This window comes from Aeromicrobium sp. P2_G6 (assembly GCF_056403535.1).
This window is the reverse complement of the sequence record NZ_JBFUFH010000001.1, coordinates 542,198-565,951: the sequence shown is the minus strand read 5'-3', so window position 1 is coordinate 565,951 and position 23,754 is coordinate 542,198. Positions and strand designations below refer to the sequence as shown.

General features: G+C 62.1%; 20 protein-coding genes. 17 read left to right on the top strand and 3 right to left on the bottom strand.

The window, feature by feature from the left end; all coding sequences use genetic code 11:
* Positions 1-85 precede the first annotated feature (85 nt).
* A complete protein-coding gene (locus AC1DVU_RS02770) occupies positions 86-697 on the bottom strand; it encodes a TetR/AcrR family transcriptional regulator (protein WP_476920896.1) in 612 nt (203 codons plus the stop codon).
* Between the two features lie 127 nt (positions 698-824).
* On the opposite strand from AC1DVU_RS02770, the gene AC1DVU_RS02765 reads away from it, so the two are divergent.
* The 7 genes from AC1DVU_RS02765 to AC1DVU_RS02735 all read left to right on the top strand — a co-directional run bounded on the left by AC1DVU_RS02765 (position 825) and on the right by AC1DVU_RS02735 (position 8,716).
* A complete protein-coding gene (locus AC1DVU_RS02765) occupies positions 825-2,456 on the top strand; it encodes an amidohydrolase (RefSeq protein WP_476920895.1) in 1,632 nt (543 codons plus the stop codon).
* Positions 2,457-2,660: 204 nt separating this feature from the next.
* Positions 2,661-4,217 (top strand): ABC transporter substrate-binding protein, encoded by a 1,557-nt coding sequence (locus AC1DVU_RS02760; RefSeq protein WP_476920894.1) that lies wholly within the window; start codon positions 2,661-2,663, stop codon positions 4,215-4,217.
* A complete protein-coding gene (locus AC1DVU_RS02755) occupies positions 4,217-5,164 on the top strand; it encodes an ABC transporter permease (protein ID WP_476920893.1) in 948 nt (315 codons plus the stop codon). The genes AC1DVU_RS02760 and AC1DVU_RS02755 overlap by 1 nt, the downstream gene beginning before the upstream one ends.
* Positions 5,161-6,027, top strand: coding sequence for an ABC transporter permease (locus AC1DVU_RS02750; RefSeq protein ID WP_476920892.1), 867 nt, complete (start codon positions 5,161-5,163; stop codon positions 6,025-6,027). The genes AC1DVU_RS02755 and AC1DVU_RS02750 overlap by 4 nt, the downstream gene beginning before the upstream one ends.
* The gene (locus AC1DVU_RS02745) at positions 6,024-7,022 is read left to right on the top strand and encodes an ABC transporter ATP-binding protein (RefSeq protein ID WP_476920891.1); all 999 of its coding nucleotides are present in this window, start codon (positions 6,024-6,026) and stop codon (positions 7,020-7,022) included. Before AC1DVU_RS02750 ends, AC1DVU_RS02745 begins: the two co-directional genes overlap by 4 nt.
* A complete protein-coding gene (locus AC1DVU_RS02740) occupies positions 7,019-7,891 on the top strand; it encodes an ABC transporter ATP-binding protein (protein ID WP_476920890.1) in 873 nt (290 codons plus the stop codon). Before AC1DVU_RS02745 ends, AC1DVU_RS02740 begins: the two co-directional genes overlap by 4 nt.
* A gap of 231 nt (positions 7,892-8,122) precedes the next feature.
* Positions 8,123-8,716, top strand: a complete 594-nt coding sequence (locus AC1DVU_RS02735) for a TetR/AcrR family transcriptional regulator (protein ID WP_476920889.1) — start codon at positions 8,123-8,125, stop codon at positions 8,714-8,716.
* Positions 8,717-8,894: 178 nt separating this feature from the next.
* Here the strand turns inward: AC1DVU_RS02735 and AC1DVU_RS02730 are convergent, their stop codons facing one another.
* Positions 8,895-9,941 carry a zinc-binding dehydrogenase gene (locus tag AC1DVU_RS02730; RefSeq protein ID WP_476920888.1) on the bottom strand — a complete coding sequence of 349 codons (1,047 nt, stop codon included), beginning with the start codon at positions 9,939-9,941 and terminating at the stop codon, positions 8,895-8,897.
* Between the two features lie 241 nt (positions 9,942-10,182).
* On the opposite strand from AC1DVU_RS02730, the gene AC1DVU_RS02725 reads away from it, so the two are divergent.
* The 7 genes from AC1DVU_RS02725 (at position 10,183) to AC1DVU_RS02695 (ending at position 18,805) form a co-directional block, all read left to right on the top strand.
* Positions 10,183-11,298 (top strand): class II histone deacetylase, encoded by a 1,116-nt coding sequence (locus AC1DVU_RS02725; RefSeq protein ID WP_476920887.1) that lies wholly within the window; start codon positions 10,183-10,185, stop codon positions 11,296-11,298.
* Between the two features lie 581 nt (positions 11,299-11,879).
* Positions 11,880-12,698 (top strand): HpcH/HpaI aldolase family protein, encoded by an 819-nt coding sequence (locus AC1DVU_RS02720; RefSeq protein WP_476920886.1) that lies wholly within the window; start codon positions 11,880-11,882, stop codon positions 12,696-12,698.
* Positions 12,698-14,251, top strand: a complete 1,554-nt coding sequence (locus AC1DVU_RS02715) for an acetolactate synthase large subunit (RefSeq protein ID WP_476920885.1) — start codon at positions 12,698-12,700, stop codon at positions 14,249-14,251. The genes AC1DVU_RS02720 and AC1DVU_RS02715 overlap by 1 nt, the downstream gene beginning before the upstream one ends.
* Positions 14,248-15,249 (top strand): NAD(P)H-dependent flavin oxidoreductase, encoded by a 1,002-nt coding sequence (locus AC1DVU_RS02710; protein ID WP_476920884.1) that lies wholly within the window; start codon positions 14,248-14,250, stop codon positions 15,247-15,249. The genes AC1DVU_RS02715 and AC1DVU_RS02710 overlap by 4 nt, the downstream gene beginning before the upstream one ends.
* 7 nt (positions 15,250-15,256) lie before the next feature.
* Positions 15,257-16,195, top strand: a complete 939-nt coding sequence (locus AC1DVU_RS02705) for a crotonase/enoyl-CoA hydratase family protein (protein WP_476920883.1) — start codon at positions 15,257-15,259, stop codon at positions 16,193-16,195.
* The gene (locus tag AC1DVU_RS02700; protein ID WP_476920882.1) at positions 16,192-17,745 is read left to right on the top strand and encodes a long-chain-fatty-acid--CoA ligase; all 1,554 of its coding nucleotides are present in this window, start codon (positions 16,192-16,194) and stop codon (positions 17,743-17,745) included. The genes AC1DVU_RS02705 and AC1DVU_RS02700 overlap by 4 nt, the downstream gene beginning before the upstream one ends.
* Before the next feature lie 202 nt (positions 17,746-17,947).
* On the top strand, positions 17,948-18,805 hold the full coding sequence (locus AC1DVU_RS02695; protein WP_476920881.1) for an SDR family NAD(P)-dependent oxidoreductase: 858 nt from the start codon (positions 17,948-17,950) through the stop codon (positions 18,803-18,805).
* 84 nt (positions 18,806-18,889) lie between these two features.
* Here AC1DVU_RS02695 and AC1DVU_RS02690 read toward each other — a convergent pair whose 3' ends face one another.
* Positions 18,890-19,573, bottom strand: coding sequence for an SDR family NAD(P)-dependent oxidoreductase (locus tag AC1DVU_RS02690; protein WP_476921591.1), 684 nt, complete (start codon positions 19,571-19,573; stop codon positions 18,890-18,892).
* An 862-nt stretch (positions 19,574-20,435) separates the two neighbouring features.
* On the opposite strand from AC1DVU_RS02690, the gene AC1DVU_RS02685 reads away from it, so the two are divergent.
* The 3 genes from AC1DVU_RS02685 to AC1DVU_RS02675 all read left to right on the top strand — a co-directional run bounded on the left by AC1DVU_RS02685 (position 20,436) and on the right by AC1DVU_RS02675 (position 23,558).
* On the top strand, positions 20,436-21,188 hold the full coding sequence (locus tag AC1DVU_RS02685; RefSeq protein ID WP_476920880.1) for an SDR family oxidoreductase: 753 nt from the start codon (positions 20,436-20,438) through the stop codon (positions 21,186-21,188).
* Positions 21,189-21,312: 124 nt separating this feature from the next.
* Complete coding sequence (locus tag AC1DVU_RS02680) at positions 21,313-22,488, top strand: acyl-CoA dehydrogenase family protein (protein WP_476920879.1); 1,176 nt, start codon at positions 21,313-21,315, stop codon at positions 22,486-22,488.
* On the top strand, positions 22,485-23,558 hold the full coding sequence (locus tag AC1DVU_RS02675; protein WP_476920878.1) for an acyl-CoA dehydrogenase family protein: 1,074 nt from the start codon (positions 22,485-22,487) through the stop codon (positions 23,556-23,558). Before AC1DVU_RS02680 ends, AC1DVU_RS02675 begins: the two co-directional genes overlap by 4 nt.
* Positions 23,559-23,754: the final 196 nt, after the last annotated feature.

The window sequence follows — 23,754 nt, the reverse complement described above, 5'->3', positions numbered from 1 at the left end:
TCCTTGGTGGGACGGTCCCGTTTTAGTTTGTCGGCATGCAAGGCGAAAGCCTCGAACGGCGTGATGCCGCCACACCGATCCGAGGTCAGCTGATATGGGTCGGCTGGTCAGGCGCGCCAAGCAGGACAGCCCGGAACGTCGTTTTCATCACTGCTATCGCTTGCTTCGTGTCGAGTCGCTCGGCTCGCGTCATCAGGAGCCAGGTCGTTGCGTTCGCTGCGGCAAAGAGCGCTTGATGGCGATGGTCCGTTCTTTCTGCCCCGATCTCGCTGCCGAACGCCTCGATGAGGTCGTCGTGCAGGCGGCCGTAATGCTGACTGCGGGCGTCAGTCAAAGCAGGAGAGAATGGCTCGATGAGGAGCGCCGAGGCAGCCGCTGGCGCTAGGTCAACGAGCCGCGCTCCGCGCCGGTCACAGAACAGATCAATCCGCGTTTCTAACGGAAGGTCGGCTGGCACGGGCTCCCAATTACCGGCGTCGCGGTCGAGCCAGTATTGGCCTGCCAACGCGAGCAGGGCTTCCATGTCGGGGAAGTGGAGCCAGAAAGTGCGGAGTGAGATCCCGACTCTCGCGGCAATGGCCTTCGACGTGGGACGCAGATCCCCCTCGATGACCATTTGCGCGTGCGCGTCGATGATGGCCTGACGAGTGAGCTCGCGGCGATGGATTCGGCCATCGGGGTGGGCGCTTCCCGACATTCACATCTCCGATCAGAAAGGGTTGACAGATTGGAGAGAAGACTACACGCTGAGTGCATTCAGTTTGAATGAGTCATCTATATCAGGGCGGTAGCGCAGCGTGAGAGCGATTGACAGGAGCGACGGCATGGCGGGGAATCGGACGTTGTATGCGAACGGAAGTATCTTCACCGCTTCATCGACAATGCCGGCTTGGGCTGAGGCGATGCTCATCGATGGCTCGAAGATCGCATATGTCGGAGACCTTGCAACTGCACGCAGAATCGCGGGCTCGGAATCGGCTGAGATCGATCTCGAAGGATCGCTCGTGCTTCCGGGGTTTGTCGATGGGCACGCGCACCCCATGTTGATTGGGGAATGGTTGGGACAGCTGGATTTGCTGTCGGCGCGAAGCCTCGATGAGATCCAGCAACTCGTCCGGGATTGGCGTCAAGAGCGTCCGAGCGATCCAAGGATCCAGGCGCACGGATGGAAACACGATTCGATCCCAGGTGGTCGGCCCACTCGGCAGATGATGGACGCTGTCCTTCCTGACACACCCTTCTATGCGAGATCGTTCGACGGCCACTCCATCTGGCTGAATAGTGCCGCCTTGAGGGAAGTCGGAATCGACGCGAACACGACTGACCCGCAGGGCGGCTCGATTGCGCGCGACGCGACGACGGGCGAGCCGACGGGTTATGTGGACGAGACTGCCCAGCATGCGTACGTGTGGCCATTCCTAGAAGGCTTGGTTGACGACGCAGGTCGCGATCAATACCTCGCTCGAGCCGTCGAACACGCGGCTGCATGTGGAGTGACGGCAATGACCGAGATGATGCTTACGGAGTCCGGACTCGCGGCGATGGCGCGAGCCGAGGCCGCCGGCGCTCTGAAATCTCGAATCGTAGGGTATTTCCGGATCTATCTTTCTGAGGATCCGAAGGGAAACCTCGATCAGATCGAGCGAGCGATCGAGCTGAGCAAGCAGTACACCTCCCCATTCCTGCGGGTGACGGGAGTCAAGTTCATCGTGGACGGCACGATCGACGGCTGTACTGCAGCAGTTGGCGAGCCCTACTCGGATGGAACTCTCGCTGACGCAATTTGGGACTACGACACGCTGGCCCCAGCGGTTGCCGCTGCTGACGCTGGCGGCCTGCAGGTGGCCATGCACGCAATCGGAGATGAAGCGATTCGCATCGCCATTGACTCGATTGAGAATGCGATGCGGGAAAATGGTCCGCGGGCTCGCCGTCACCGTATCGAGCATCTTGAGTATGTGAAGCGCGAGGACATCGCTCGAATCGCCGCCCTGGGCATTACTGTCAGCATGCAGCCTGAGCATGCTGATCCCGCGATCGCCGCGACCTGGCAAGCGATGCTGGGCGATGCGCGGATTGACCGTGCGTTTCCCGCGACCGAAGTGACCGACGCCGGCGCGGTGCTGGCCTTCGGTACCGACGCTCCGGTGACCTCCTTGTCGCCTCTGCCCAACCTGTACGTAGCCGCGACTCGGCGTTCGATCCTCGAGCCGGGTCTGACGAAGGCGAATATTCCGAACTACACAATGTCTGTCGGCGAAGCCGTCCGCCATGCGACGTACGACGCCGCGTGGGCATGTAGCGGTGAACAAGAGTTCGGTGAGCTACGGCCAGGACTCTCGGCGGACTTTGTCGTGGTCGATCGCAACGTCGTCGATAGCCCGCCTGAGCAGCTACTGGAGGCGTCAGTACTCAAAACTGTTCTCGCTGGCAAGACCGTCTACGCAAAGTCATAGGAGAGGGACACACCGATGCGAAATGAATCCAGAAATGAACATGATGGCTGCGCTGGACGTGTCTCGACTGGTAGAGGTTGGAGTGGTGAAAGCAAGGCGCGTCGCTCTTCGCGGGCACGACTGCTGGCTGTGGCGGCGGTAGCAGCGTTCGCAACGCTGAGCGCCTGCTCGTCGTCCAGCGGGGGACCTTCGCAGGATGGGGGCGTGGAGAACAACCAACTTCTGACTACCCCGGCTGGCAATGGCGCTCTCTCACAGGTCACGTGGAATCTCCCACCGGGCGAGCCGAGCTCCATCGCGCCGACACAGTCGACCAGTAGTAACAACACCTTCATCCTCTCCAACACGTGCGACCCCCTCGTGCGGATCAACGCCAAGTATGAGATCGAGCCGGGACTAGCTACTTCCTGGAAGTACTCGGAGGATCACCTGACGCTGACATACACGCTTCGTGCCGGCGTCAAGTTCTGGGACGGTCAGCCCCTGACATCTGCTGACGTCGCTTTCAGCCTCGGGCAGCACCTCGACCCCAAGGTGGGGTCAGTGAATAGCACAGTCTTCTCGAATGTGAAGACCGTCAAGGCCGATGGCCCGGATCGCGTCGTCGTCCGCTTCAACGATCCCGATGAACTCTTTCATCACGAGATGGCCATTGTGCCTGGAATGATCTCTGAGAAGGCCTATGTCGAGGCGGACCCGGATGGATATGGAAGTCCCAGCCGTGGCGTGATGTGTTCCGGGCCTTACGAATTCGAGAAATGGGATTCAGGGTCAGAGATTACTCTGAAGGCGAACAACGACTATTGGGACGAGACGAGGCGACCCAAGGCCAAGACGGCACATATCAAGTTCGTCACCGATTCGGGAACGATAGTGCAGGGATTCAAGTCAGGGCAGATCGACGGAGCTTACGGCTTCTCAGCGACCCTTGTCCCGTCGCTCAAATCCGTGACCAGTGGCAAGCTGTACCTCGGCGCAGGCGCTCGGAGCGCCGTATTGATTCCAACCGGCGGGGCTGGGGCCGACCCAGGCATTCGTAAAGCCCTCAGCATGATCATCGATAGGAAAGCCATCGCGGAGAGGATCTACTTCAATGCCGCTCGCCCAAGCTACGCGTTGATGACCTCAAACTGGTGGCAGGCCGGGGCGAAGGACCTGTACAAGGATGCTTACGACGCACTGAAGGTGCCGCGGACACCCGATCCATCTGGCGCGAAGAAGGTGATTGCCGGAAACCCCAACGCATCTAAGCCCATCGTCATCGCCGCACTCCAGGGTAACGAGGCACAATTGCGCGGCCTCACGCTAATTCAAGAAGAGGCGAAGACGGTCGGCCTGAACGTGAAGGTCCGGGCGATCACGTTCGCGGAGAACTCCAAGCTGGCAACAAGCTCGGCCTATCGAGCAAGTTCGGACATCGACTTCTTCTGGGTCGATACGTTTTCCGCGACCGATCCGCTCGATTGCCTTCTCTACCTTGCCCTTCCGCAGCACCTCGGCGGGTCGGTTCAGTACGTGAAGTACGACAAGCAAGACGAAGTGGGCAGGCTCTTGCAGCAGGCTCGGGCCACGTTTGATACGCGAGACAGGGCCAAGCTCATTGTTGAGGCACAAAGGATTTGGGAGGACGAGCAACACATCGTGATCCCGGTCGTGTCGTTGAGTAACACGATGTTCATGAACAAGAGAATGAGCGGCGCACCCGCGTCTTTCGCGGCTACCTACATGCCGAGTCTTGCGATGCTGGGTGGCACAGACTAATGGTGTGGTACGTGCGGCCACTGGTGCGCATGCTTGGCTCTGCGGTCGCGACGGTACTGGTCGCAAGCATTGTGATCTACGGCGGCCTGGCGGCGTCGCCCGGCGACCCAGCTGCGGTTCTGGCCGGGGAGAAGGCGACGCCTGCGCAGATTGCCCAGATACGATCCAACCTTCATCTTGATCAACCGCTGGTCGAGAGGTATGTCTCATGGGCGGGAGACGCGCTCACCGGAGACTTTGGGATGTCCTTCCAGTACAGAGACAGCGTTTGGTCCTTGATAGTAAGCAGGCTCGCCGTCAGCCTGTCCTTAGCCGCATACGCGTTTTTGATCGTGCTGGTGATGGGCATTGGTCTCGGAACGCTACCGATATTTTTCAGCCGCCTGAACGGGGTGGTGACGGCAGTTGCTGGGATAGGTGTTGCCGTGCCTGTCTTTTTCAGCGCACTCATACTTATTCAGGTATTTGCGTTGTGGCTCGGATGGTTTCCAGCGCTCGGACAGGGCCATGGGTTCCTCGGCGGACTTCGTTATCTGACGCTGCCCGCCTTCGCGTTGGCATTTAGTTGGGGCGCATATCTCGCGCAGATAACGCGAACAAGCCTGCTCACTGAAGCGCAGCGCGAGCACGTTGAAACTGCAACCGCACGCGGTGTGCGACCGTCGCGTGTCTTCAGGAAGCACGTGGTTCGCAACGCGATGATGCCGATCCTTACGGTATCTACGCTCACGGCAGCTGGACTCATCGCCAGTACGATCATCGTTGAACAGGTATTTGGCCTCGGTGGCATCGGATCATTGCTTATTACGGCCGTGTTGAACAAGGATTTTAATGTTGTGATGGCGGCAAGCATGATTTACGTTGGCGCGTTTGTCATTGCGACGATCACGATCGATATCGCCCAGCTTGTGATTGACCCCAGGGTCCGAGCGGGGGCTCTACGATGACCGACGCAAGCGTATTCGTGCAAGATGGAGGTGCGGCGAACGGAAGTTTGCGCACTCGCCAATCACGGGATGTCCTCACGATCGCGCTTGCCTGTGCGCTCTTGCTTTTGGCGCTGGCGGCGATACTTGCACCACTGGTAGCACCGTATCCGCCGAACCAGACCAGCATCTTGGATGCGAACGAGGGCCCGTCCATGGCTCACTGGTTGGGAACGGATGCGCTTGGACGCGATTTGGCCTCTCGCCTGCTCTTTGGGGCACGGATAAGCCTATTTGCGCCGGCAATAATCATCGCGGCTTCGACGACGTTGGGAGTCACCTTAGCTGTCAGCGCAGTATGGTTCCGCGGCTGGTACCAGTTAGTGGTGTCTCGTTTCCTGGACCTACTCTTTGCGGTCCCACCGCTCCTTGTCGCGATCTTGGCAGTCGCGTTTATAGGACCGGGTATCGCCGCCCCCGTCGTTGCGCTTTCCCTGGCGTTTACCCCATATGCCGCGAGGGTCGTGCAGTCTGTGGTCGCCCGAGAGCGCGAGCTTCCGTACATTGAAGCCTGTCAGTTGGTTGGATTCGGCGGGTTGCGTATCTGCACCCGGCATTTGATTCCCAACGTGATGCCGATCATCCGGTCGCAAGCTATCGTCTCGTTTGGGCAGGCACTCGTCGCACTAGCATCCGTGTCGTTCCTTGGCTTGGGGGTTCAGCCGCCGAGCTCGGAGTGGGGCCTGATGGTCGCTGACGGAGAGTCGGGCCTGCTCAGTGGCCACCCGATGGAGTCGCTCTCTGCGGGTCTAGCGATTGTCGGCGTCGTCCTCCTCACGATTTGTCTTGGAAGCAGATTTGAAGGACGGGAAAGTAGACTATGACGCCTGACCGCTTACTCGAGATCGATGATGTTTGGTTGCGGATGCCGTCCTTCGAAGGCCATCGGACGGTCCTTCAAGGGGTCAACCTGACTGTGTCCTCAGGGGAGGCGGTTGGCCTCGTCGGGGAGTCCGGCTCCGGAAAGTCGATGACTGCGCGTACTGTCTTTCGCCTGCACCCGCCGCGTGCGGTCGTCGAGGGGCGGGTGCAGATCGGCGAGAAGGACGTCTATCGAATGACCAAAGGCGAGTTGGGCGCCTGCCGACGCCATGACGTGGCGATGATCTATCAGGATGCCCGATCTCACATTAATCCGCTGAGGACTATCGGAGATTTCCTTCTAGAGGGAATGGCTGAATCTGGTATTGGGCGCAGGGAGGCTGAAGAGAGGGCGGTTGCGCTGCTAGACGCGGTTGGAATTCCAGACGGGCGGCAGCGTATGCGGGAATTCCCCGACCAACTGTCTGGGGGCCTACTCCAACGCGTCATGATTGCAGCCGCACTCTCAACGGATCCGAAACTGCTGATAGCTGACGAGGCGACGACAGCTCTCGATGTCACAACTCAAGAGGAAGTGGTGGCGATCCTCGACGACCTGAGGCGCAGTCGTTCGCTGGCGCTGCTTTTTGTCACCCACGATCTGGACTTGGCAGCGGCGATAACTGATCGGATTGCTGTGATGTATGCAGGCTTGGTCGTGGAGGTGCTGCCCTCCGCTGATTTGGAGAAGTCGCGGCTGCATCCTTACACAGCGGGCCTGTTGGACTCCCGTCCGACCATTGGGGAGCGAAAGAGAATTCAAACGATCCCGGGGAGGGCGGTGCCTGCGTACGAGGCGGATACAGGATGCGTGTTCGCACCGCGGTGCCGATTTGCGGTCGACAGATGCCGGGAGGAGCGTCCCATGCTCCGTGATGTCGGCGACAACAGTGTCGCGTGTCATTTTGCCGAGTCAATAGGAGCGAGCGGCGAGCTGAATCAGGTGATGGGAGCATGATGGCCAACGCGTCCGGGTCTTCGCAGCAGATGGACCTTATCGAATCCGATGCCGTTGTGGCCCAAGATTTGCGGAAGGTGTTCCGTATTCGCCTGGCGGCTGGCGGTTCACGAGACCTCGTCGCGGTGGACGGTGTCTCGTTCGACGTGCCTGCAGGAGGGTCGCTTGCGCTCGTTGGCGAATCTGGTTCGGGGAAGTCCACAGTTGCACGAATGGTGGCCGGCCTCGAGCGCCCAACCAGCGGAGAGATCGCCATCTCCGGCAAAGCAAGGACAAAGGTCGCGCGGAGCCGAGCGACACGCAAGGAGCGTGGCCGTCAGGTTCAGATGGTCTATCAAGATCCTTATGCGTCGCTCGACCCCAGACAGACCGTCGGGGATGGGCTCGACGAGGTCTTGAGGTTCCATTTCTCGTTGACCGCAAATGACTTAGATGCACGCCGCAATATGCTTCTTGAACAGGTCGGCCTTGACAAGAAGCATGCCGAGGGGCGGCCGAGTTCTCTCTCAGGAGGTCAGCGGCAGAGGGTTGCCATCGCTCGTGCGCTGGCGTGTGAACCAGAACTTCTGGTGCTCGATGAGGCGGTCTCTGGCCTTGACGTTTCGGTGCAAGGGCAGGTGCTCAATCTACTCGCCGATCTGCGAAGCCAACTCCATGTCTCCTATTTGTTCATTTCACATGATCTTGCTGTCGTTCAGCAGGTGTCGGACACCGTTATCGTGATGAGGAATGGGCGCGTTGTTGAGGATGGTGCAACAGACGACGTGTTGCGAGCCCCGCAGAATGAATACACCCAGCAGTTGCTGTCCGCTGTCCCCCGATCGGGATGGAAGCCGCGCAGACGTAATAGCGTCGCCGCATCAGACTGATCAATGCAACCGAGTCCGGCGGAAATGTGACCAGCTCCCCACTCACTTACTGGCTCTTCGCCGTTGAGCTTGATTCCGCGTGAGCTACAATCCGCCTGCTCAGCCCGGACGCGCCGTAGGCGCCTCTTACTGCCGCGAGATCGCCCCTTGAGTCGGGAGTCGTTCAACTGAATGCATTTAGCGTGTAGTCTCCCCGATGTTCTGTCCAGCCCTCACCGATCGGAGACTCGAATGTCGGGAAGCGCTCACCCCGATGGCCGGATCCAACGCCGCCAGGTCACTCGGCAGGCCATCATCAACGCGCACGCGGAGCTCGTCATCGAGGGAGTCTTGCGACCCACAGCCAAAGAGATCGCTGCGAGGACCGGGATCTCTCTCCGCACTTTCTGGCTCCACTTTGCCGACATGGAAGCCTTGTTTGTGTTGGCAGGCCAGTACTGGCTCGACCGCGATGCCGGCAATTGGGAGCCTGTGCCGGCTGACCTTCCGTTGGATGCGCGGATTGATCTGTTCTGTGACCGGCGCGGAGCGCGTCTAGTTGACCTAGCGCCAGCGGCTGCATCGGCGCTCCTCGCCGAGCCGTTTTCGCCTGCTTTGACTGATGCCCGAAGTCAGCACTACGTTCGTCTGCACGACGACCTCATCGCGACGTTTAGCAACGAGATCGGCGCAGAAAAATCGGATCCTCGCCATCAAGCGCTCTTTGCCGCAGCGAACGCAATGACGTGGCTCTTGATGACGCAGGCCGAGCGACTCGACACGAAGCAAGCGATAGCGGTGATGAGAACTACGTTCCGAGCCGTACTGCTCGGCGCCCAACGATGAGCCACCGAAGACGCCTGAATGTGCCCGAGCGTGGACTCTGAGTGTGCTGCGGGCAGTCGCAAGGCATCGCTAAATGGGCGATGTCTCTGTGGGATCGATCCACCATCCGCAGGTATGCCATCACCAGCGTCAGCATCGTCTTGATCGAGGCAGCACACCGCGGGCGTTCCGCGCCCTGCTAGAAGGTCAGCATCGTCTTGATTGCACGTCGCTCGTCCATCGCGCGGTAGCCCTCGGCGACCGCATCGAGCGGAAGTGTGAGGTTGAAAACATCGCCTGGTGTGATGACACCGTCGAGCACGTCCTGCAGAAGGTCCGGCAAGTATGCGCGTACGGGTGCCAGGCCGCCCTTGAGGCCTAGGTTGCCGCCGAACATCGTCCGGACGTCGAGCTGCACGCCATGAGGGAGACCCACGTAGCCGATATTTCCGCCTGGCCGGGCCGAGCGCAGCGCCTGCTTCATGCTCTCGTTCGTGCCAACACACTCGAGCACGCAGTCTGCGCCGATGCCATCAAAGATGTCGCGAACGGCGGCCGCCCCCTCGTCGCCACGCTCGGCAACGATCTGGTCGGCCCCGAACCGGAGAGCCAGTTCCTGGCGGTCAGCGTGGCGTGACATCGCAATGACGCGGTCGGCACCAAGCCGTTTAGCAGCGAGGACGGCGCATAGCCCGACTGCGCCGTCGCCCACCACAACGACGGTACTCCCAGTGGTTACGCCTGCGGACGTCGCGGCGTGGTGCCCGGTCGGGAAGACGTCGGCCAACGTCAGCAGGTGGGGTATCAGCGAGGCGTCCGGCATCGTCGGTGTCTTGACCAGGGTGCCGTCGGCGAACGGAATGCGCACCAATTCACCCTGCAGTCCGTCGACGGCGTGCCCATCGGAGTCCGGTGAGCCCCAGTAACCTCCGCGTGGGCAAGAAGTCTGGACACCGCGCTGGCACACTGCGCACGTGTTGTCGGCGTAGACGAACGGCACGATCACGAAGTCGCCTTCTCGGACGGTCGAGACCGCGGAGCCGACCTGCTCGACAACGCCGACGAGCTCGTGCCCGGCGCGGGTCGGCCCGTTGAACGGGTTCGCGCCGCGATACGGCCACAGATCAGAGCCGCACACGCACGACGCAACTGCCCTCACCACAGCATCGGAGTCAACGAGCAGTCGCGGGTCGTCAACAACGTCAAGCCGGATATCGCGGACGCCGTGCAGCACGGTTGCTCTCATGTTCATTTCTCCGATCAGAGGGGGATTGACAGATCATAGAGAAGACTACACGCTGAGTGCATTCAGTTGTCATAAGTCAGATCAAGCAAGCAGCCCACGGGCGTATGGCCGAACTGCGGAATGATCCAGCACTCTGTTGGCAAAGCAGGTACCTCAGCTTTTACGTTCCACCGAGTCCGCAGGATCCGGAGTTCAAGCGACCGCCGCGTGCATGCGACGGTCGAAGAGGAAAGGTAGGCACATGTCCCGCACGACTGGTTATGTCTGGCACGCGCAGTACGGATGGCACGACACCGGGACGCACGCGGGGGTTGTGCCTGCTGGTGGCGCTGTTGAGCCATATCGCAACTTCGAAAGTCCCGAGAGCAAGGTGCGAATGGCCTCGCTCATCGAGGTATCCGGTCTTCTTGACCGCCTTTACCGCGTCGCACCGCGACACGCCACGATCGACGACCTCTTGCGAGTCCATACAAGCGACCACGTACACCGCGTCATGGAAGCAAGCGCGGCTGGCGGGGGCGATTCGGGCGACGGCTTTTCGCCGTTTGGACGCGGTGGATTCGACATCGCGACGTTGGCAGCCGGCGGCACGATGGCAGCAGTCGACGCCGTTCTGGAGGGCAAAGCGGACAACGCCTATGCTCTGGTTCGCCCGCCAGGCCACCACGCTCGACCTGAAACTGGGATGGGGTACTGCATGTTCCACAACGTCGCCGTGGCGATCGAACATGCTCGCGCCACTTATGGCATCGAGCGCGTCGCCATCGTCGACTACGACGTGCACCATGGCAACGGGGCGCAGGCCATTTACGACACGGACCCGAACGTGCTTGCCATCTCGCTTCACCAAGACCGGTTGTTTGGCAAGCAAAGCGGATTGGTCTCCGAGGTAGGACACGGAGCCGGGGAAGGTACGAACATCAACGTCCCCCTGCCCGCCGGTTCTGGCAATGGCGCCTACCTCCACGCGATCGATGAAGTCGCCGTACCGGCGGTCGAACGATTCCGTCCGGAGCTGATCATGGTTTCGAGCGGGTTCGACGCGAGCGCGTATGATCCGCTCGGTCGGATGTGCGTGACAGCCGACGGCTTCCGTGCTGTTGCACGCCGCCTCGTCGAACTCGCAGAGCGAGTCTGTGACGGTCGGCTGGTCATGTCACACGAAGGAGGCTACTCGGCGGTCTACGTCCCGTTCTGCGGACTAGCCGTCCTCGAGGAGCTGTGCGGGGAGCGTACAGGCGTCGAGGACCCGTACAAGGCGATGGCCGAGCTACCGGCTCAGGAACTCACGCCAGTGCAACGTGAGGTCGTGGCGCAGTCAGCCGATTTGGCCCGTGCGCTCCAGCTGACGGTGTGAGTGCGTCTGACAGATTTCAGAACCCCAGGCCGGGCGGAGCTGAGTCACGGTAGCTCAGTGGAGCCATCGTCCCTTCACGGTCCTAAGTGCACGGAAAGCGTGCACTACGACCGTCGCCCGCATCCGCGACTGGGCGAATCTCTCAGTGCCGCTCGCCATCGAGGTCGACATAGGCAGTCCGACTGTCCCGTATCGCTCGAAGGTCTCCAAGATCAAGCTGGTTAATCGGCGCGAGTTGGACTTCCCGACCGGGCGAAATCCACTGACCGCCATCTCGAGTTTGGACCCGTGGACGTCGGCCATGCCTGAGCCCGATCGACGCTTCGCGGGCAGTTTTCGTGAGGTTTGCCCAGGGCTTGACATGAAGCCGAGAAGACTGCACTCTGGGTGTAGTCAGTTTGGATGAGCCGCATAACTCGAGTGCGGTATCGCAGCGAGAGGGCGCAGCTCATCCAGAGGAATCCTGCTCGGGACTTCGGTGCCCCCTTCGTAGATGCAGTATCGCAGCGCAGCGACCCGTGCTTAGTCATTTCGCTGAGCCCAGATCGGGCTCGGCGCTGTCCCGTGAAAAGGAATTCATCATGAGTGCTCTGGATCGAATCTATTCCGACGACTTCGTCGCCCGGATGCGCGGCGGCGAGGTGCTCTTGGGCTCATTCCATGATCTGGTCGATCCGACGTTGATCGAGTTGGTGGGTGCATGCAATTTCGACTTCGTCGTTCTCGAACTCGAGCACGGTCTGCGGAGCATGAACGATATCCAGTCTTTGATCCGTGCGGCCGAGGTTGCGGGCACCAGCCCGCTCGTGCGACTCGGCGACCCGACGGAGAACCTGGTGGCTCGCCTCCTGGACGGGGGAGCCACAGGCATTCTCGTGCCGAATGTCCGCACGGCCGAGGACGTCGAGACCGTTGTCAATTGGTCGTACTACCCGCCGCTCGGAACTCGGGGGACTGCCTTTCGCCGTGGCCCGCTGAGGGTGGCAGGGGAGGCGGAGGTCCGCCGTCGTGAGGAACGGAACAAGTCTGTCGCCGTGATCGCCATCATCGAAAACGAAGAGGCCGTCGACAACATCGAGTCGATCCTTGAGGTGGATGGACTCGTTGGTGTGATGCCCGGTCCCGGTGACTACGCACTTTCGTTGGGAAATGTCACGTGGGATGACCCTCGGGTCGGCGCAGCCATGAACAAGATCCGCGAAGCAGTCGGCAAGACCGACAAGCTCCTAATCGAGTTTTGCGTGAACCCGGCAGATACTGCGAGGTTCGTCGCTGGTGGAGCGCATGGGGTCATGATTGGCCACGACGCGTTCTTGATCGGTGATTTCTACAAGCGGATCGCCAAGGAGATGGAAGAAGGTCTACCGGCCGAAACTCGTAGCAAGCGAGGGCAGGCTTGATGCCCGCTTCGGTGAACGGCTCGGTCGGCTTGATCCAAACCTTGGTGGGAAGTGGCGTGGACACGTGCTTCATGAATCCGGGTACGTCGGAGATGCACTTCGTCGCCGCGCTGGACGATGTGCCGGAGATGCGCGGGATCCTGACTCTCTTCGAGGGGGTGGCTACCGGCGCAGCTGATGGCTACGCGCGTATACGCAGATCGCCCGCGAGCACTCTGGTTCATCTGGGACCAGGTCTGATGAACGGAATGGCCAATCTTCACAACGCGAGACGGGCCTTCTCAAGCGTTGTCAACCTGATCGGTGATCACGCCACCTACCACAAAGAATTTGACGCTCCGCTGGAGTCGGATGTTGAGTCGCTCGCGAAGACGGTCAGCAAGTGGGTCAGTTTCGCCGATTCCCCAAGTGACCTCGCGGCGAAGGGTGCCGAAGCTGTCGTTGAAGCGATTGGCCCCGTGTCAGGTGTGGCGTCATTGATCGTCTCTGCCGATCACTCTTGGCTTCCGGGGGGAGCGGTGGTCGCCGCCCGCCCTCGCTTCGAGCCGAAGCCGGTGCCGCGAGAGATCACCGACGACGTCATCCGGGCGTTGACCGCGGGCGACGAAGTAGCCGTCATCGTCGGCGGCAGGTGCTGTGGCCCAGATGGCCTCCGGGCTGTCGCAAGCCTGCAGCGCCTGCCGGGTGTCCGGGTGTTCAGGGAGACTTTTCCTGCCCGGATGGCTCACGGCGCTGGCCTGCCCCACTTCGACAGGCTTGCATACGTCGGGGAGCAAGCGGTCAAACAATTGGCAGGCGTCACCGCGGTTGTACTTTTTGACACCGAGGAACCTGTCTCGTTCTTCGCGTACCCGGGAGAGTCCGGTCGATTCTCACCCGAGGGCGCCCGTGTTCTCCGCGCAGGGGAACGTCATGAAGACGTGCTGGCAGCCCTCCTTCAAGTAGCTGATGCCGTTGGCGGACCGCAAGTGGAGGTCGAGCAGTATGTGTCCGAGCGCTGCACGGGAGATGTGCCGCTAGACCCCACCACGGTTGCGCTGGTGATCGCTGACGAGTTGCCGGAGAACGCCATTGTTTCGGACGAGTCTGCGACATCTGGAGCTTCATTGGGAGACGCGCTCCGCGGAGCGAAGCAGCACGATTGGTTGACGCTGACCGGTGGCGCCATCGGGCAAGGTATGCCGGTCGCAACTGGCGCCGCAGTCGCTGCACCGGATAGAAGCGTGTACTCGCTCCAAGCAGATGGAGGGAGTTTGTACACGCTCCAATCGTTGTGGACCCAGGCCCGCGAGCAACTTGATGTCACGACGATCATCTACAACAACAGGAGCTACGCGATCCTGAGGCGCGAGCTGGCTCGGGTGGGCGCTGACGGCTCCGGCCCCAGAGCTGAGGCCATGCTCGACTTGTCGAACCCGGATATGTCATTCGTTTCTATGGCGAATGGATTCGGCGTGCCTGCGTCGCAGGTCCGGACGACGGGTGAGTTGCGTCGTGCGCTCGGTGAAGCGGCATCGGAGGACGGCCCGCGACTGATCGAAGTTCTCCTGTGATCCAGACCGGGACGAAGATCTCGACAAGATTCACCGAGACCTTCGGGGTCGAGCATCCGCTGGTGTGCGGTGGTATGACCGGGTTGGGTACCGCCGAACTAGTCTCGGCGGTCGCCAATGCGGGCGCTCTTGGATTTCTGACCGCCCTGACGCAACCGTCTCCCGAAGCTCTCACCAAGGAGATCGCCAGAACCCGCGAACTCACGGATCTGCCTTTCGGGGTGAATCTGACGATCTTGCCGACATTGGAGACGGTTCCGTACGAGGAGTATCGAGCCGCCATCATTGACGCTGGAATCACCATTGTGGAGACTGCGGGCGCGAGCCCGGCACCCCACATGCCGGACTTCCTGGCGGCTGGAGTTCGCGTGATCCACAAGGCGACAAGCGTGCGTCACGCAGTGTCCGCCGAACGGTTGGGTGTAGCAGCCATCAGCATCGATGGCTATGAGGCCGCGGGGCATCCCGGTGAGGACGATGTGCCCGGCCTCGTCATCATCCCAGCCACGGCTCGCGCCTTGTCCGTTCCTGTGATCGCGTCGGGCGGTCTAGCGACTGGGTCCGGGCTGGTAGCGGCTTTGGCGCTGGGCGCCTGTGCGGCCAATATGGGCACCCGGTTCATGGCGACCGATGAGGCGCCGATCCACCCAAATGTGAAACGACAGATCGTCCTCAACAGTGAGCGGGACACCGTCTTGGTTTTCCGGCCGTTCCGTAATACGGCCCGAGTCGCAAGGAACTCGATCAGTGAGCGAATCCTTGAGATCGAGGCTGGCGACGATGCGACGTTCGCTGATGTTGCGGAACTGGCGTCAGGTGCCCGTGGTCGAGAACGGGTATTGCGGGACGGCGAGTTGGATGATGGCATGTGGTGGACCGGTCAGTCCCAAGGCCTGATCTTCGAGATCGGAAGCGTCGAGGAAGTGGTCTCGACCATCATCGAAGATGCTCACCGGCTGCTGATTTCGACATTGCCGAGTTATGCGTGTGAGCGGTGAATAGTCGATGAAACTCACAACCCTTAAGACGCAGACGACGCGGGGCATTCTGATCGTGACCCTGAATCGGCCCGATTCACTGAACGCGTTCACGGTGACGATGGCCGACGAACTCGAGTTCGTATTCCGTCAAGTCAATGACATGGATGACGTGCGGGCAGTCGTCGTGACCGGAGCGGGCAAGGCGTTCTGTGCTGGCATGGACCTGGGGGTCGATGGAAACGCCTTCGGGCTCGACGAGTCCCTCGCTCCGCAGATGGAAGCTATGGAGGATCTGCACAGCCCTGCACTCTCGCGCGTGCGGGACACGGGCGGCCGAGTGACCCTAGCGCTTTATGACTGCCGCAAGCCTGTGATTGCTGCCATCAATGGTGCGGCCGTGGGAATCGGCGCCACGATGACCTTGGCTATGGACGCCCGCCTGGTCGCGGATCGCGGCCGCATCGGTTTCGTCTTCGGCAAACTCGGAATCGTGCCGGAAGCGGCTTCCTCATGGTTCCTGCCGCGAATTGTTGGAATCGATACGGCGTTGGACCTTACATACTCGGCGGCGATTCTGAGCGCGGAGCAAGCTCTGGAGATTGGGCTGGTGCGATCAGTCCTCCCCGAGGAAGCGCTCATGGACGAGGCGTTGGAACTTGCGGATCGTTGGACTGGTGGCCGCTCGCCCGTCGCCACGGCGCTCACCCGCCAACTGATCTATAGGAACTCTGCGGCGCGCCACCCCGTTGAGGCGCACAAGACCGATTCATTGGCCATGTTCTACACCAGTATCGCCGACGGTGCGGAGGGAGTCAGCGCGTTTCGTGAGAAGCGGCGTCCTGAATTTCAGGCGACCGCGTCGGGCGACATGCCACCGTTCTACGACGACTGGGTGACATCGACGGCTGACAAGGGACGTGTGCGGGGACCGTCCGCCGCTGACGTAACGCAGGAGTCGATGTGACCAATCTATCCGACCTGCTGGAGAGTTCAGCAGCGAAGTTTCCCGAGCGCACGGCGATCGTCTCCGGTGACGACAGGCTCACGTATGCACAGGTCGACGGCGCGGCCAACCAGGTTGCGAACCTGTTGGTCGCTCGTGGAGTGCGGCCGGGCGACAAGGTTGCGCTGTCGTGCCTGAACCTGCCGTACTTCTCGATCATTTACTACGGCATCCTGAAGGCTGGCGCTACCGTGGTGCCGCTGAACGTGATGCTCAAGCCACGCGAGGTCGCCTATCACCTTGCCGACTCCGACGCGGTGGCGTATTTCGCGTTCGAAGGGACCGCCGAGATGCCCATCGGTGAGTCCGCCCACGCGGGCTTCCAGGCCACTGCGGCCTGCAAGGACTTCTTCCTGATCCGGCCCGACTCAGAAGCCTCGGCGCGATGGGAGGGACCAGAGCTCTTCGCGCCGCTGGTGGCCGAGCAATCGACGACGTTCACCACGGTCGAGCGCGATGATGATGACACTGCCGTGATCTTGTACACCTCCGGTACAACGGGCCAGCCCAAGGGCGCCGAGCTGCGGCACCGGAACATGCGCGACAACGCCCTATCCGGGGAGGTGCAGACCGCCGCCTCATCTGACCGACCCGACACCTACCTGTGTGTGTTGCCGCTGTTCCACTCGTTTGGTCAGACCGTGATTCAAAACGGCGCTTTCGCGTTCGGTGGAACCGTGGTGATGCTGCCGCGGTTCGAGCCAGAGCCTGCGATCGAACTGATGTTGCGCGAAAAGGTCACCTACTTCGCGGGCGTGCCGACGATGTACTGGGGCCTGCTGTCGGCGTTGACGGCCGACGTTCCTGTCGCCGCGATTGCTTCGAACCTTCGGGTGGCTGTGGCCGGCGGTTCGGCGTTGCCGGTCGAGGTGCACAAGAACTTCAAAGAGCGGTTCGGTGTGACGATCCTCGAGGGCTACGGCCTGTCGGAGACCTCGCCGGTCGCTTCGTTTGCAACGTGGGGCGAGGAGCCGCATGTCGGCTCGATCGGCAAGCCGATCCCGGGTGTGGAAATGAAACTCATCAACGACGACTGGAGCGACGTCGCAGACGATCCCGAGGCCATCGGCGAGATCGCGATCAAGGGTCACAACGTCATGAAGGGCTACTACAACCGCCCCGAGGCTACCGTTGAAGCTATCCGTGACGGGTGGTTCCGGTCCGGCGACCTGGCTCGCAAAGACGTCGACGGCTACTACTTCATCGTGGACCGGTCCAAGGACATGATCCTGCGCGGCGGCTACAACGTCTATCCGCGCGAGCTTGAGGAAGTGCTGATGAGTCATCCGGCTGTCTCGCTCGTGGCAGTCATCGGGGTGCCGCACGAATCGCACGGCGAGGAGGTCAAGGCCGTCGTGGTGCGCGAGCAGGGCGTCGAAGTCACCGAGGCCGAGCTCGTCGCGTGGGGCAGGGAGCAGTTCGCCGCCTACAAGTACCCGCGCATCGTAGAGTTTCGTGACGAGCTGCCCATGACGTCCACGGGCAAGATCCTCAAACGCGAGCTGAGCTGATGACGGCCATGCGTATCGAAATCCTTCGACCCTCACGCGGCGGTGATCGTGTTGAAGCGCTCGAACTCCATCGGTGTGAGTCACCTGAGCTGACGGTCACATCCGCGTCCTGCCAGATCTCGAGGTAGTTGAACACCGCGTTGAACAGTTCGACGCCGGAGCAATGCCCTGGTAGCCGTCGAGTCGCAAGGAGAGAAGACGTATGAGTGAGCAGCATTTGAAAGGCAAGTCCGTCATCGTCACAGGTGCAGGTCAAGGCTTGGGCCGCGCCTACGCCCTCGAGGTCGCTCGTCAGGGTGGCGATGTCGTGGTGAACGATTTGGACTCGGACCTGGTTGGCGACGTCCCCGACGAACTCGCCACCCTCGGCGCTCGTGTGGAGGTGGTGACGGGATCGGTCGCGGAATGGTCGGTGGCGGAGAAGCTCGTTAGTGTCTGCGCCGAGACGTTCGGGTCGGTGGACGGTCTGGTGAGCAACGCCGCGGTTCTGCACAACTCCCTCCCTTGGAAGGAGCAGTCGGCATCGTTGAAGCGAATCGTCGAAGTGAATGTGCTCGGCTCGATGTACTGCGGGGTCAATGCCCTGCGTCACATGGTGGCGCAAGGCTCAGGTGCAATCGTCGCAATTACGTCCGGAGCGTTGAACGGCGCTACGGGGATCACGTCTTACGGAGTCACGAAGGCTGCAGTTGCCTCGATGGTCTACGGATGGGCGCTCGAAGCTGCGGGTACTGGTGTACGTGTCAATGGCGTGATGCCGATCGCTGGCACGGGAATGAGCGAGCACCGTAGCGAGTGGTTCAAGTCGTCGGAGGCCACCGTGTCCTCGGGCATGGAAACCGTGCAGGGGCCAGAGAAGGTCGCGCCTGTTGTCGCGTACCTATTGAGCGATCTATCAGCCTCTCTCAATGGGCAGATTGTGCGTCACGACGGGCAACGCATCATTCTCGCCTCGCGCAGTAGTTGGGACGGCGACGGCTACCAACTTGGCGGCAACGACGAACTCGACGTCGAGGCCATAGCCGATATCGTCGCCAACCTAGCGGCCCATAGTCGCTAGAGCCCTGCGCCGATCTTGAGTTCTAGCAGGGCTCGCAAGGCAAACCCGCAGTCACCTGTGCGTCAAGTAGGGTCCGTCCCGCGATCACCAGACGAGGGACATCGCGCCGTCGACCGGCAGGCAGGCGCCGTTGATGTACTCCGATGCGGGCGCGAGTAGGAACAGGACTGCCCGCGCGACGTCGTGCGGCTCTCCGGCCCGGCCCATCGGGATTCTTGCGATGTGGGCGGCTCCGTCGGCTGAGTCGAGCCGCGCGGCCGTTCGCGCTGTGTACGTGGAGCCTCGCAGAATCACGTTGGCGCGGATCCCGCTCGGACGTTTGGTGGCCAGCCAGCGGGTGGAACCGGCGATGCCGGCTCTGGCGGCCGAGTACCACGGCTGCGCACCTGTGCCCTGTAGGTTGCCGGCGACTGATGCGACGTTGACCACCGTGCCGCCGTTCGACCCCGGGCCCGCCAACCAAGTCTCCGTGACGAGCCCGTAGCTGGACAGTGCCTTCGCCACGCCGTCCCCGAAGCCCAGTTCCGAGTCCTGCGCAGGCCCGGCGTTGTTCACCAGAAAAGAGCACGAGCCGAGGGCGGCGACGCTCTTCTCGAGTCCGCGCCGGACAGCGGCCTGGTCGGCTGTGTTTGTGTCCACCTCGCACGTCACCACTTGGTGTCCACCCTCGCTGAGCGGCAGCAAGCACCTCAGACCGGCGCGGTCGAGGTCCCACGCCGCGACCGACAGACCGAGCTCCGCGGCGAGCACTGCGGTCGCGCGACCGATGCCCCCAGAAACAAAGCGTTGCGCTCACTGCCGACGGGAGAGGCGATCACTGTGGCCCGTCCCGAATACGTCGAGATCTCTGAGCCTACCCACGGCATGAGCTCATCGCCGACGGATGCCTTCTTCGGCTTCGATTCGGACGCGTCCGTCGTCGTGACCGGTGCCGCCAAGCGTTTGAGCGGTAGCTACGACCCGCATCTTGTACTCCTAGTGAGGCTAGATCCCCGACTTGCGACGCGGACTGTCAGCACAAGCCTTTTGGGTGAGACGCACCGTCCTGTTGGGACATAGCACTCGGTGTCGCTTGTCCAAACTGGATGCACTCAGAGTGCAGTCTTTCCGATAATCTGTCAAGTTTCCCCCTCGCCGAGCACGTCGATGGCCAGGGTTGGGGCGGTGCCACACCATTTCTGATCTGGACGTTGCGGGTAGCTGCGTCCGCGGCCTGGGGCGTCGACGGTGGCGTGATGAGTGAGCTGGCAGCGATGGATTCGGCCATCGAGCGAGTGGTTCGCGGCTCTCGCTCTCCACTCGGAGAGGACTTGACAGATTATCGGAAAGACTGCACTCTGAGTGCATTCAGTTTGGCGAGCCACCACTCTTATGGGCGAACTTCTCCTATTGAGCCGCCCTCGGGCTGCCGCTTCCGCAGCCGGTGACCCATGGCAAACCGAACGTGCAGCCAAGAAAACCCGTGCCGAGGAGGGTGTCCGATGACCACTACGTCGCTTGCCACTATGCGTTGCCCTAGGTGGAGGCGTCGGACGGCACTGCCAACCGGCGGCAACGGGCCGGTTCTCCGGCTCGAGAGCATGTGCGGCGGGCAGGGACTGGGCAACGCGATGGTTCTGGAGCCACTGTCGTGAGGTTCGAAGGCAAGACGGCTATCGTCACCGGCGCGAGCCGGGGCATCGGCTTCGGCATCGCTGAACGCCTGGTCGCCGACGGCGCCAAGGTCGTTATCACCGCTCGACAAAAGGAAGCCCTCGACGAGGCGGTCGAGAGCCTCGGTGGTCCCGCGCACGCCCTTGGCATTGCGGGCAAGGCCGACGACGCAGAGCACCAGGACGACGTGGTCCGGCAGGCGATCCAGGCATTCGGCAGCATCGATTTCCTGGTCAACAACACTGGCATCAACCCGGCGTACGGACCGCTCGTCGATCTCGACCTCGGTGCCGCGCGCAAGACCGTCGAGGTCAACTGCATTGCCGCGGTCTCGTGGGTGCAGAAGGCGTACGCGGCCTGGATGCGCGAGCATGGCGGCTCCATCGTCAACGTGTCGTCAGTGTCGAGCATTCGCACTGCCCCAAACATTGGCCTTTATGGTGCCACCAAGGCGATGCTGAATTCGCTCACCGAACTACTTGCTGTCGAGCTTGGGCCGAACATCCGCGTCAATGGAGTCGCCCCGGCGGTCGTGAAGACGAAATTCGCCACCCCCCTCTACGAGGGGCGCGAGGACGAGACCAGTCGGGCCTACCCGCTCAAGCGACTTGGCGAGCCGCAAGATATTAGCGGTGGGGTTGCCTTCCTGCTGTCCGACGACGCCGCTTGGCTGACCGGCCAGACCATCGTCATCGACGGCGGCGTGACGCTGACTTCCGGGGCCGAATGACGCCCACAGCGACAGGAACGCGTCCGTTCTACGCCGGCGTGGGCACGCTTGGATTCGCCGATAGGCCGCACCAGGTACACAAGAACGCACTCGCGACCGAGTTGCGCAAGCGTAGGGCGGCGCGATGAACTCCGATCAGCTCCTCGATCGCGTTCGAGGTTTCCTGTCGGACTACGACCCATTCACGACCGAGCGAACCGAGTTCCTTCGCGCCCGTTTCGACGCCGGGCTGGCTTGGGTACATTTTGGCGTCGGCTGTGGCGGGCTCGGCCTCGACCAGGCGCTTCAATTGGAAGTCGAGCGATTGCTCTTGCAGGCTGGCGCTCCAGACAACAACCCGAGGGCCAACCGCATCGGCCTCGGCATGGCGGCCCCGACGATCGTCGCGTTCGGCACCGATGAGCAGAAGCAGCGCTTTCTGCGTCCGCTCTGGACGGGCGAGGAGATCTGGTGTCAGTTGTTCAGCGAGCCCGGTGCGGGGTCTGATCTCGCCAACGTCTCCACGCGAGCCGTGCCCGACGGCGAAGGTTGGGTAGTCAACGGACAGAAGGTATGGACCTCAGGAGCGCACAACGCGCGCTTCGCGATTCTTATCGCGCGCACGGACCCGGACAAGCCGAAGCACTTCGGGCTCAGCTACTTCCTGTGCGACATGACGGATCCAGGCGTCGACGTCCGACCTCTGCGCCAGATCACCGGCGAGGCGGAGTTCAACGAGGTCTTCCTGACCGATGTACGCATCTCCGACAGCCAACGGCTCGGGGCGGTCGGCGAAGGATGGAAGGTGGCCAACGCGACGCTCAACAACGAGCGCGTCTCGATCGGCATGGGTACCGCCCGGGAGGACGGCATGATCGGTGTCGTCGCGCAGAGCTGGCGTGAGCACGCCGAGCTACGGACGTCCGAGCTGCACGTCCGACTGCTCAAGCTCTGGGTCGATGCTGAGGTTGCCCGGCTGGCCGGCGTACGGCTTCGCCAGAAACTGGCTCAAGGCCAACCCGGGCCTGAGGGCTCCGCGATGAAGCTCAGCTTCGCGCGCATCGCCCAGGACCTCTCGGGCCTCGAAGTGGAGCTACTGGGTGAAGAAGGGCTGCGATACTCCGGCTGGACCATGATCCGGCCTGACCACGTCGACCTGACTGGGCGCGACGCGGGCTACCGCTACCTGCGCGCCAAGGGCAACTCCATCGAGGGCGGCACCTCGGAGATCCTGCGCAATATCGTCGCCGAGCGGGTGCTGGGCCTTCCGGGCGAGCACCGCGTTGACAAGGACATCCCGTGGAAGGAGACCGCGAAGTGAGTGATCTCGATCTGCTCTACACCGAGGTTGAGGAGGACCTGCGCGCGAGCGTGCGGGACCTGCTGACTGATCGGTGCCACTCCGCCGCCGTGACCCGGATGTATGACGGTGACCGGGCGCTCGTTGAGGGGCTCTGGGAGTCGCTAACCGGCCTTGGCCTCGCTGGCCTGCTGGTTCCCGAGCACCGCGCTGGCCAGGGCGCGACCGCACGCGAGGCTGCCGTAGTGCTCGAGGAACTCGGCCGCACCGTCGCGCCGGTGCCGTTTCTGACCAGCTCTGTCATTGCCACCACGGTCCTGCTTGAGAGCGGCTCGGCATTGCTGGAGCAGCTGGCAACAGGGGAGCGAACCGCAGCGCTCGTCGTACCCTGGTCGACTGCGCCGAACGGCGAGCTGTCGAGCGTACGAGTCGAAGGCACACAACTGAGCGGCCGGATCACCAGCGTAGCGGGGGCGATCGAGGCCGACGTCCTGCTGGTGCTGGCCGGCGGGCACCTGTATGCGGTCGACGCGTCCAGCGCGACCTTGAGGCGACACGTCTCACTCGACATGACCCGACAGCTCGCCGACGTCACGCTCGAAGGAGCCGAGGGCGCGCTGGTGCTGGACGATGCGGAGCCCGCCGTCCGCCGGGCGCTCGATGCCGGGGCTGCACTACTCGCCTCGGAGCAGGTCGGCCTCGCGCGGTGGTGCCTTGAGACCACAGTGGACTATCTCCAGGTGCGCAAGCAGTTCGGCCGCCCCCTCGGTGGCTTTCAGGCACTGAAGCATCGCCTCGCCGACCTGTACACATCAGTTGAGTCCGCTACGGCCGCCGCGCGGTACGGTTCAGCGACCTTGGCCGAAGGCGACTCGGACGAGTCCGTGGCGGCGTCGCTCGCGCAGGCGTACTGCGGGGACCTGGCCGTCCTGGCTGCGGAAGAGGCTGTCCAGCTGCACGGAGGTATCGGCATGACCTGGGAACACCCAGCTCACCTTTACCTTAAGCGAGCGAAGTCCGATCAGATCGCGCTCGGAACCCCAGGACGCCACCGCGCTCGGCTTGCAGAGCTCGTGGAGCTGCCGCGCTGATCCGAGTCGTGGACGAGAGTCGCGCCGGCGTGACTCGCTTGCTGGGTACGCGGGCCACAATCGTCCAGCTGCTCGAGCTGGGGTACGACGTGATCGTCGAATCTGGCGCTGGGAGCTCCTCGTGCTCTGGCACGATCCGTGCATCCCACCGCGTATCAGTGAGTGAAACGAAGTCCATGCAGCCCAATCCGGCACC

Bases quoted from the DNA above. Each gene is read 5' to 3' on its own strand.
- AC1DVU_RS02770 (WP_476920896.1), bottom strand. From the start codon at position 697: ATGTCGGGAAGCGCCCACCCCGATGGCCGAATCCATCGCCGCGAGCTC.
- AC1DVU_RS02740 (WP_476920890.1), top strand. From the start codon at position 7,019: ATGATGGCCAACGCGTCCGGGTCTTCGCAGCAGATGGACCTTATCGAA.
- AC1DVU_RS02735 (WP_476920889.1), top strand. From the start codon at position 8,123: ATGTCGGGAAGCGCTCACCCCGATGGCCGGATCCAACGCCGCCAGGTC.
- AC1DVU_RS02720 (WP_476920886.1), top strand. From the start codon at position 11,880: ATGAGTGCTCTGGATCGAATCTATTCCGACGACTTCGTCGCCCGGATG.
- AC1DVU_RS02695 (WP_476920881.1), top strand. From the start codon at position 17,948: ATGAGTGAGCAGCATTTGAAAGGCAAGTCCGTCATCGTCACAGGTGCA.
- AC1DVU_RS02755 (WP_476920893.1), top strand. From the start codon at position 4,217: ATGGTGTGGTACGTGCGGCCACTGGTGCGCATGCTTGGCTCTGCGGTC.
- AC1DVU_RS02705 (WP_476920883.1), top strand. From the start codon at position 15,257: ATGAAACTCACAACCCTTAAGACGCAGACGACGCGGGGCATTCTGATC.
- AC1DVU_RS02750 (WP_476920892.1), top strand. From the start codon at position 5,161: ATGACCGACGCAAGCGTATTCGTGCAAGATGGAGGTGCGGCGAACGGA.
- AC1DVU_RS02765 (WP_476920895.1), top strand. From the start codon at position 825: ATGGCGGGGAATCGGACGTTGTATGCGAACGGAAGTATCTTCACCGCT.
- AC1DVU_RS02745 (WP_476920891.1), top strand. From the start codon at position 6,024: ATGACGCCTGACCGCTTACTCGAGATCGATGATGTTTGGTTGCGGATG.
- AC1DVU_RS02725 (WP_476920887.1), top strand. From the start codon at position 10,183: ATGTCCCGCACGACTGGTTATGTCTGGCACGCGCAGTACGGATGGCAC.
- AC1DVU_RS02730 (WP_476920888.1), bottom strand. From the start codon at position 9,941: ATGAGAGCAACCGTGCTGCACGGCGTCCGCGATATCCGGCTTGACGTT.
- AC1DVU_RS02715 (WP_476920885.1), top strand. From the start codon at position 12,698: ATGCCCGCTTCGGTGAACGGCTCGGTCGGCTTGATCCAAACCTTGGTG.
- AC1DVU_RS02680 (WP_476920879.1), top strand. From the start codon at position 21,313: ATGAACTCCGATCAGCTCCTCGATCGCGTTCGAGGTTTCCTGTCGGAC.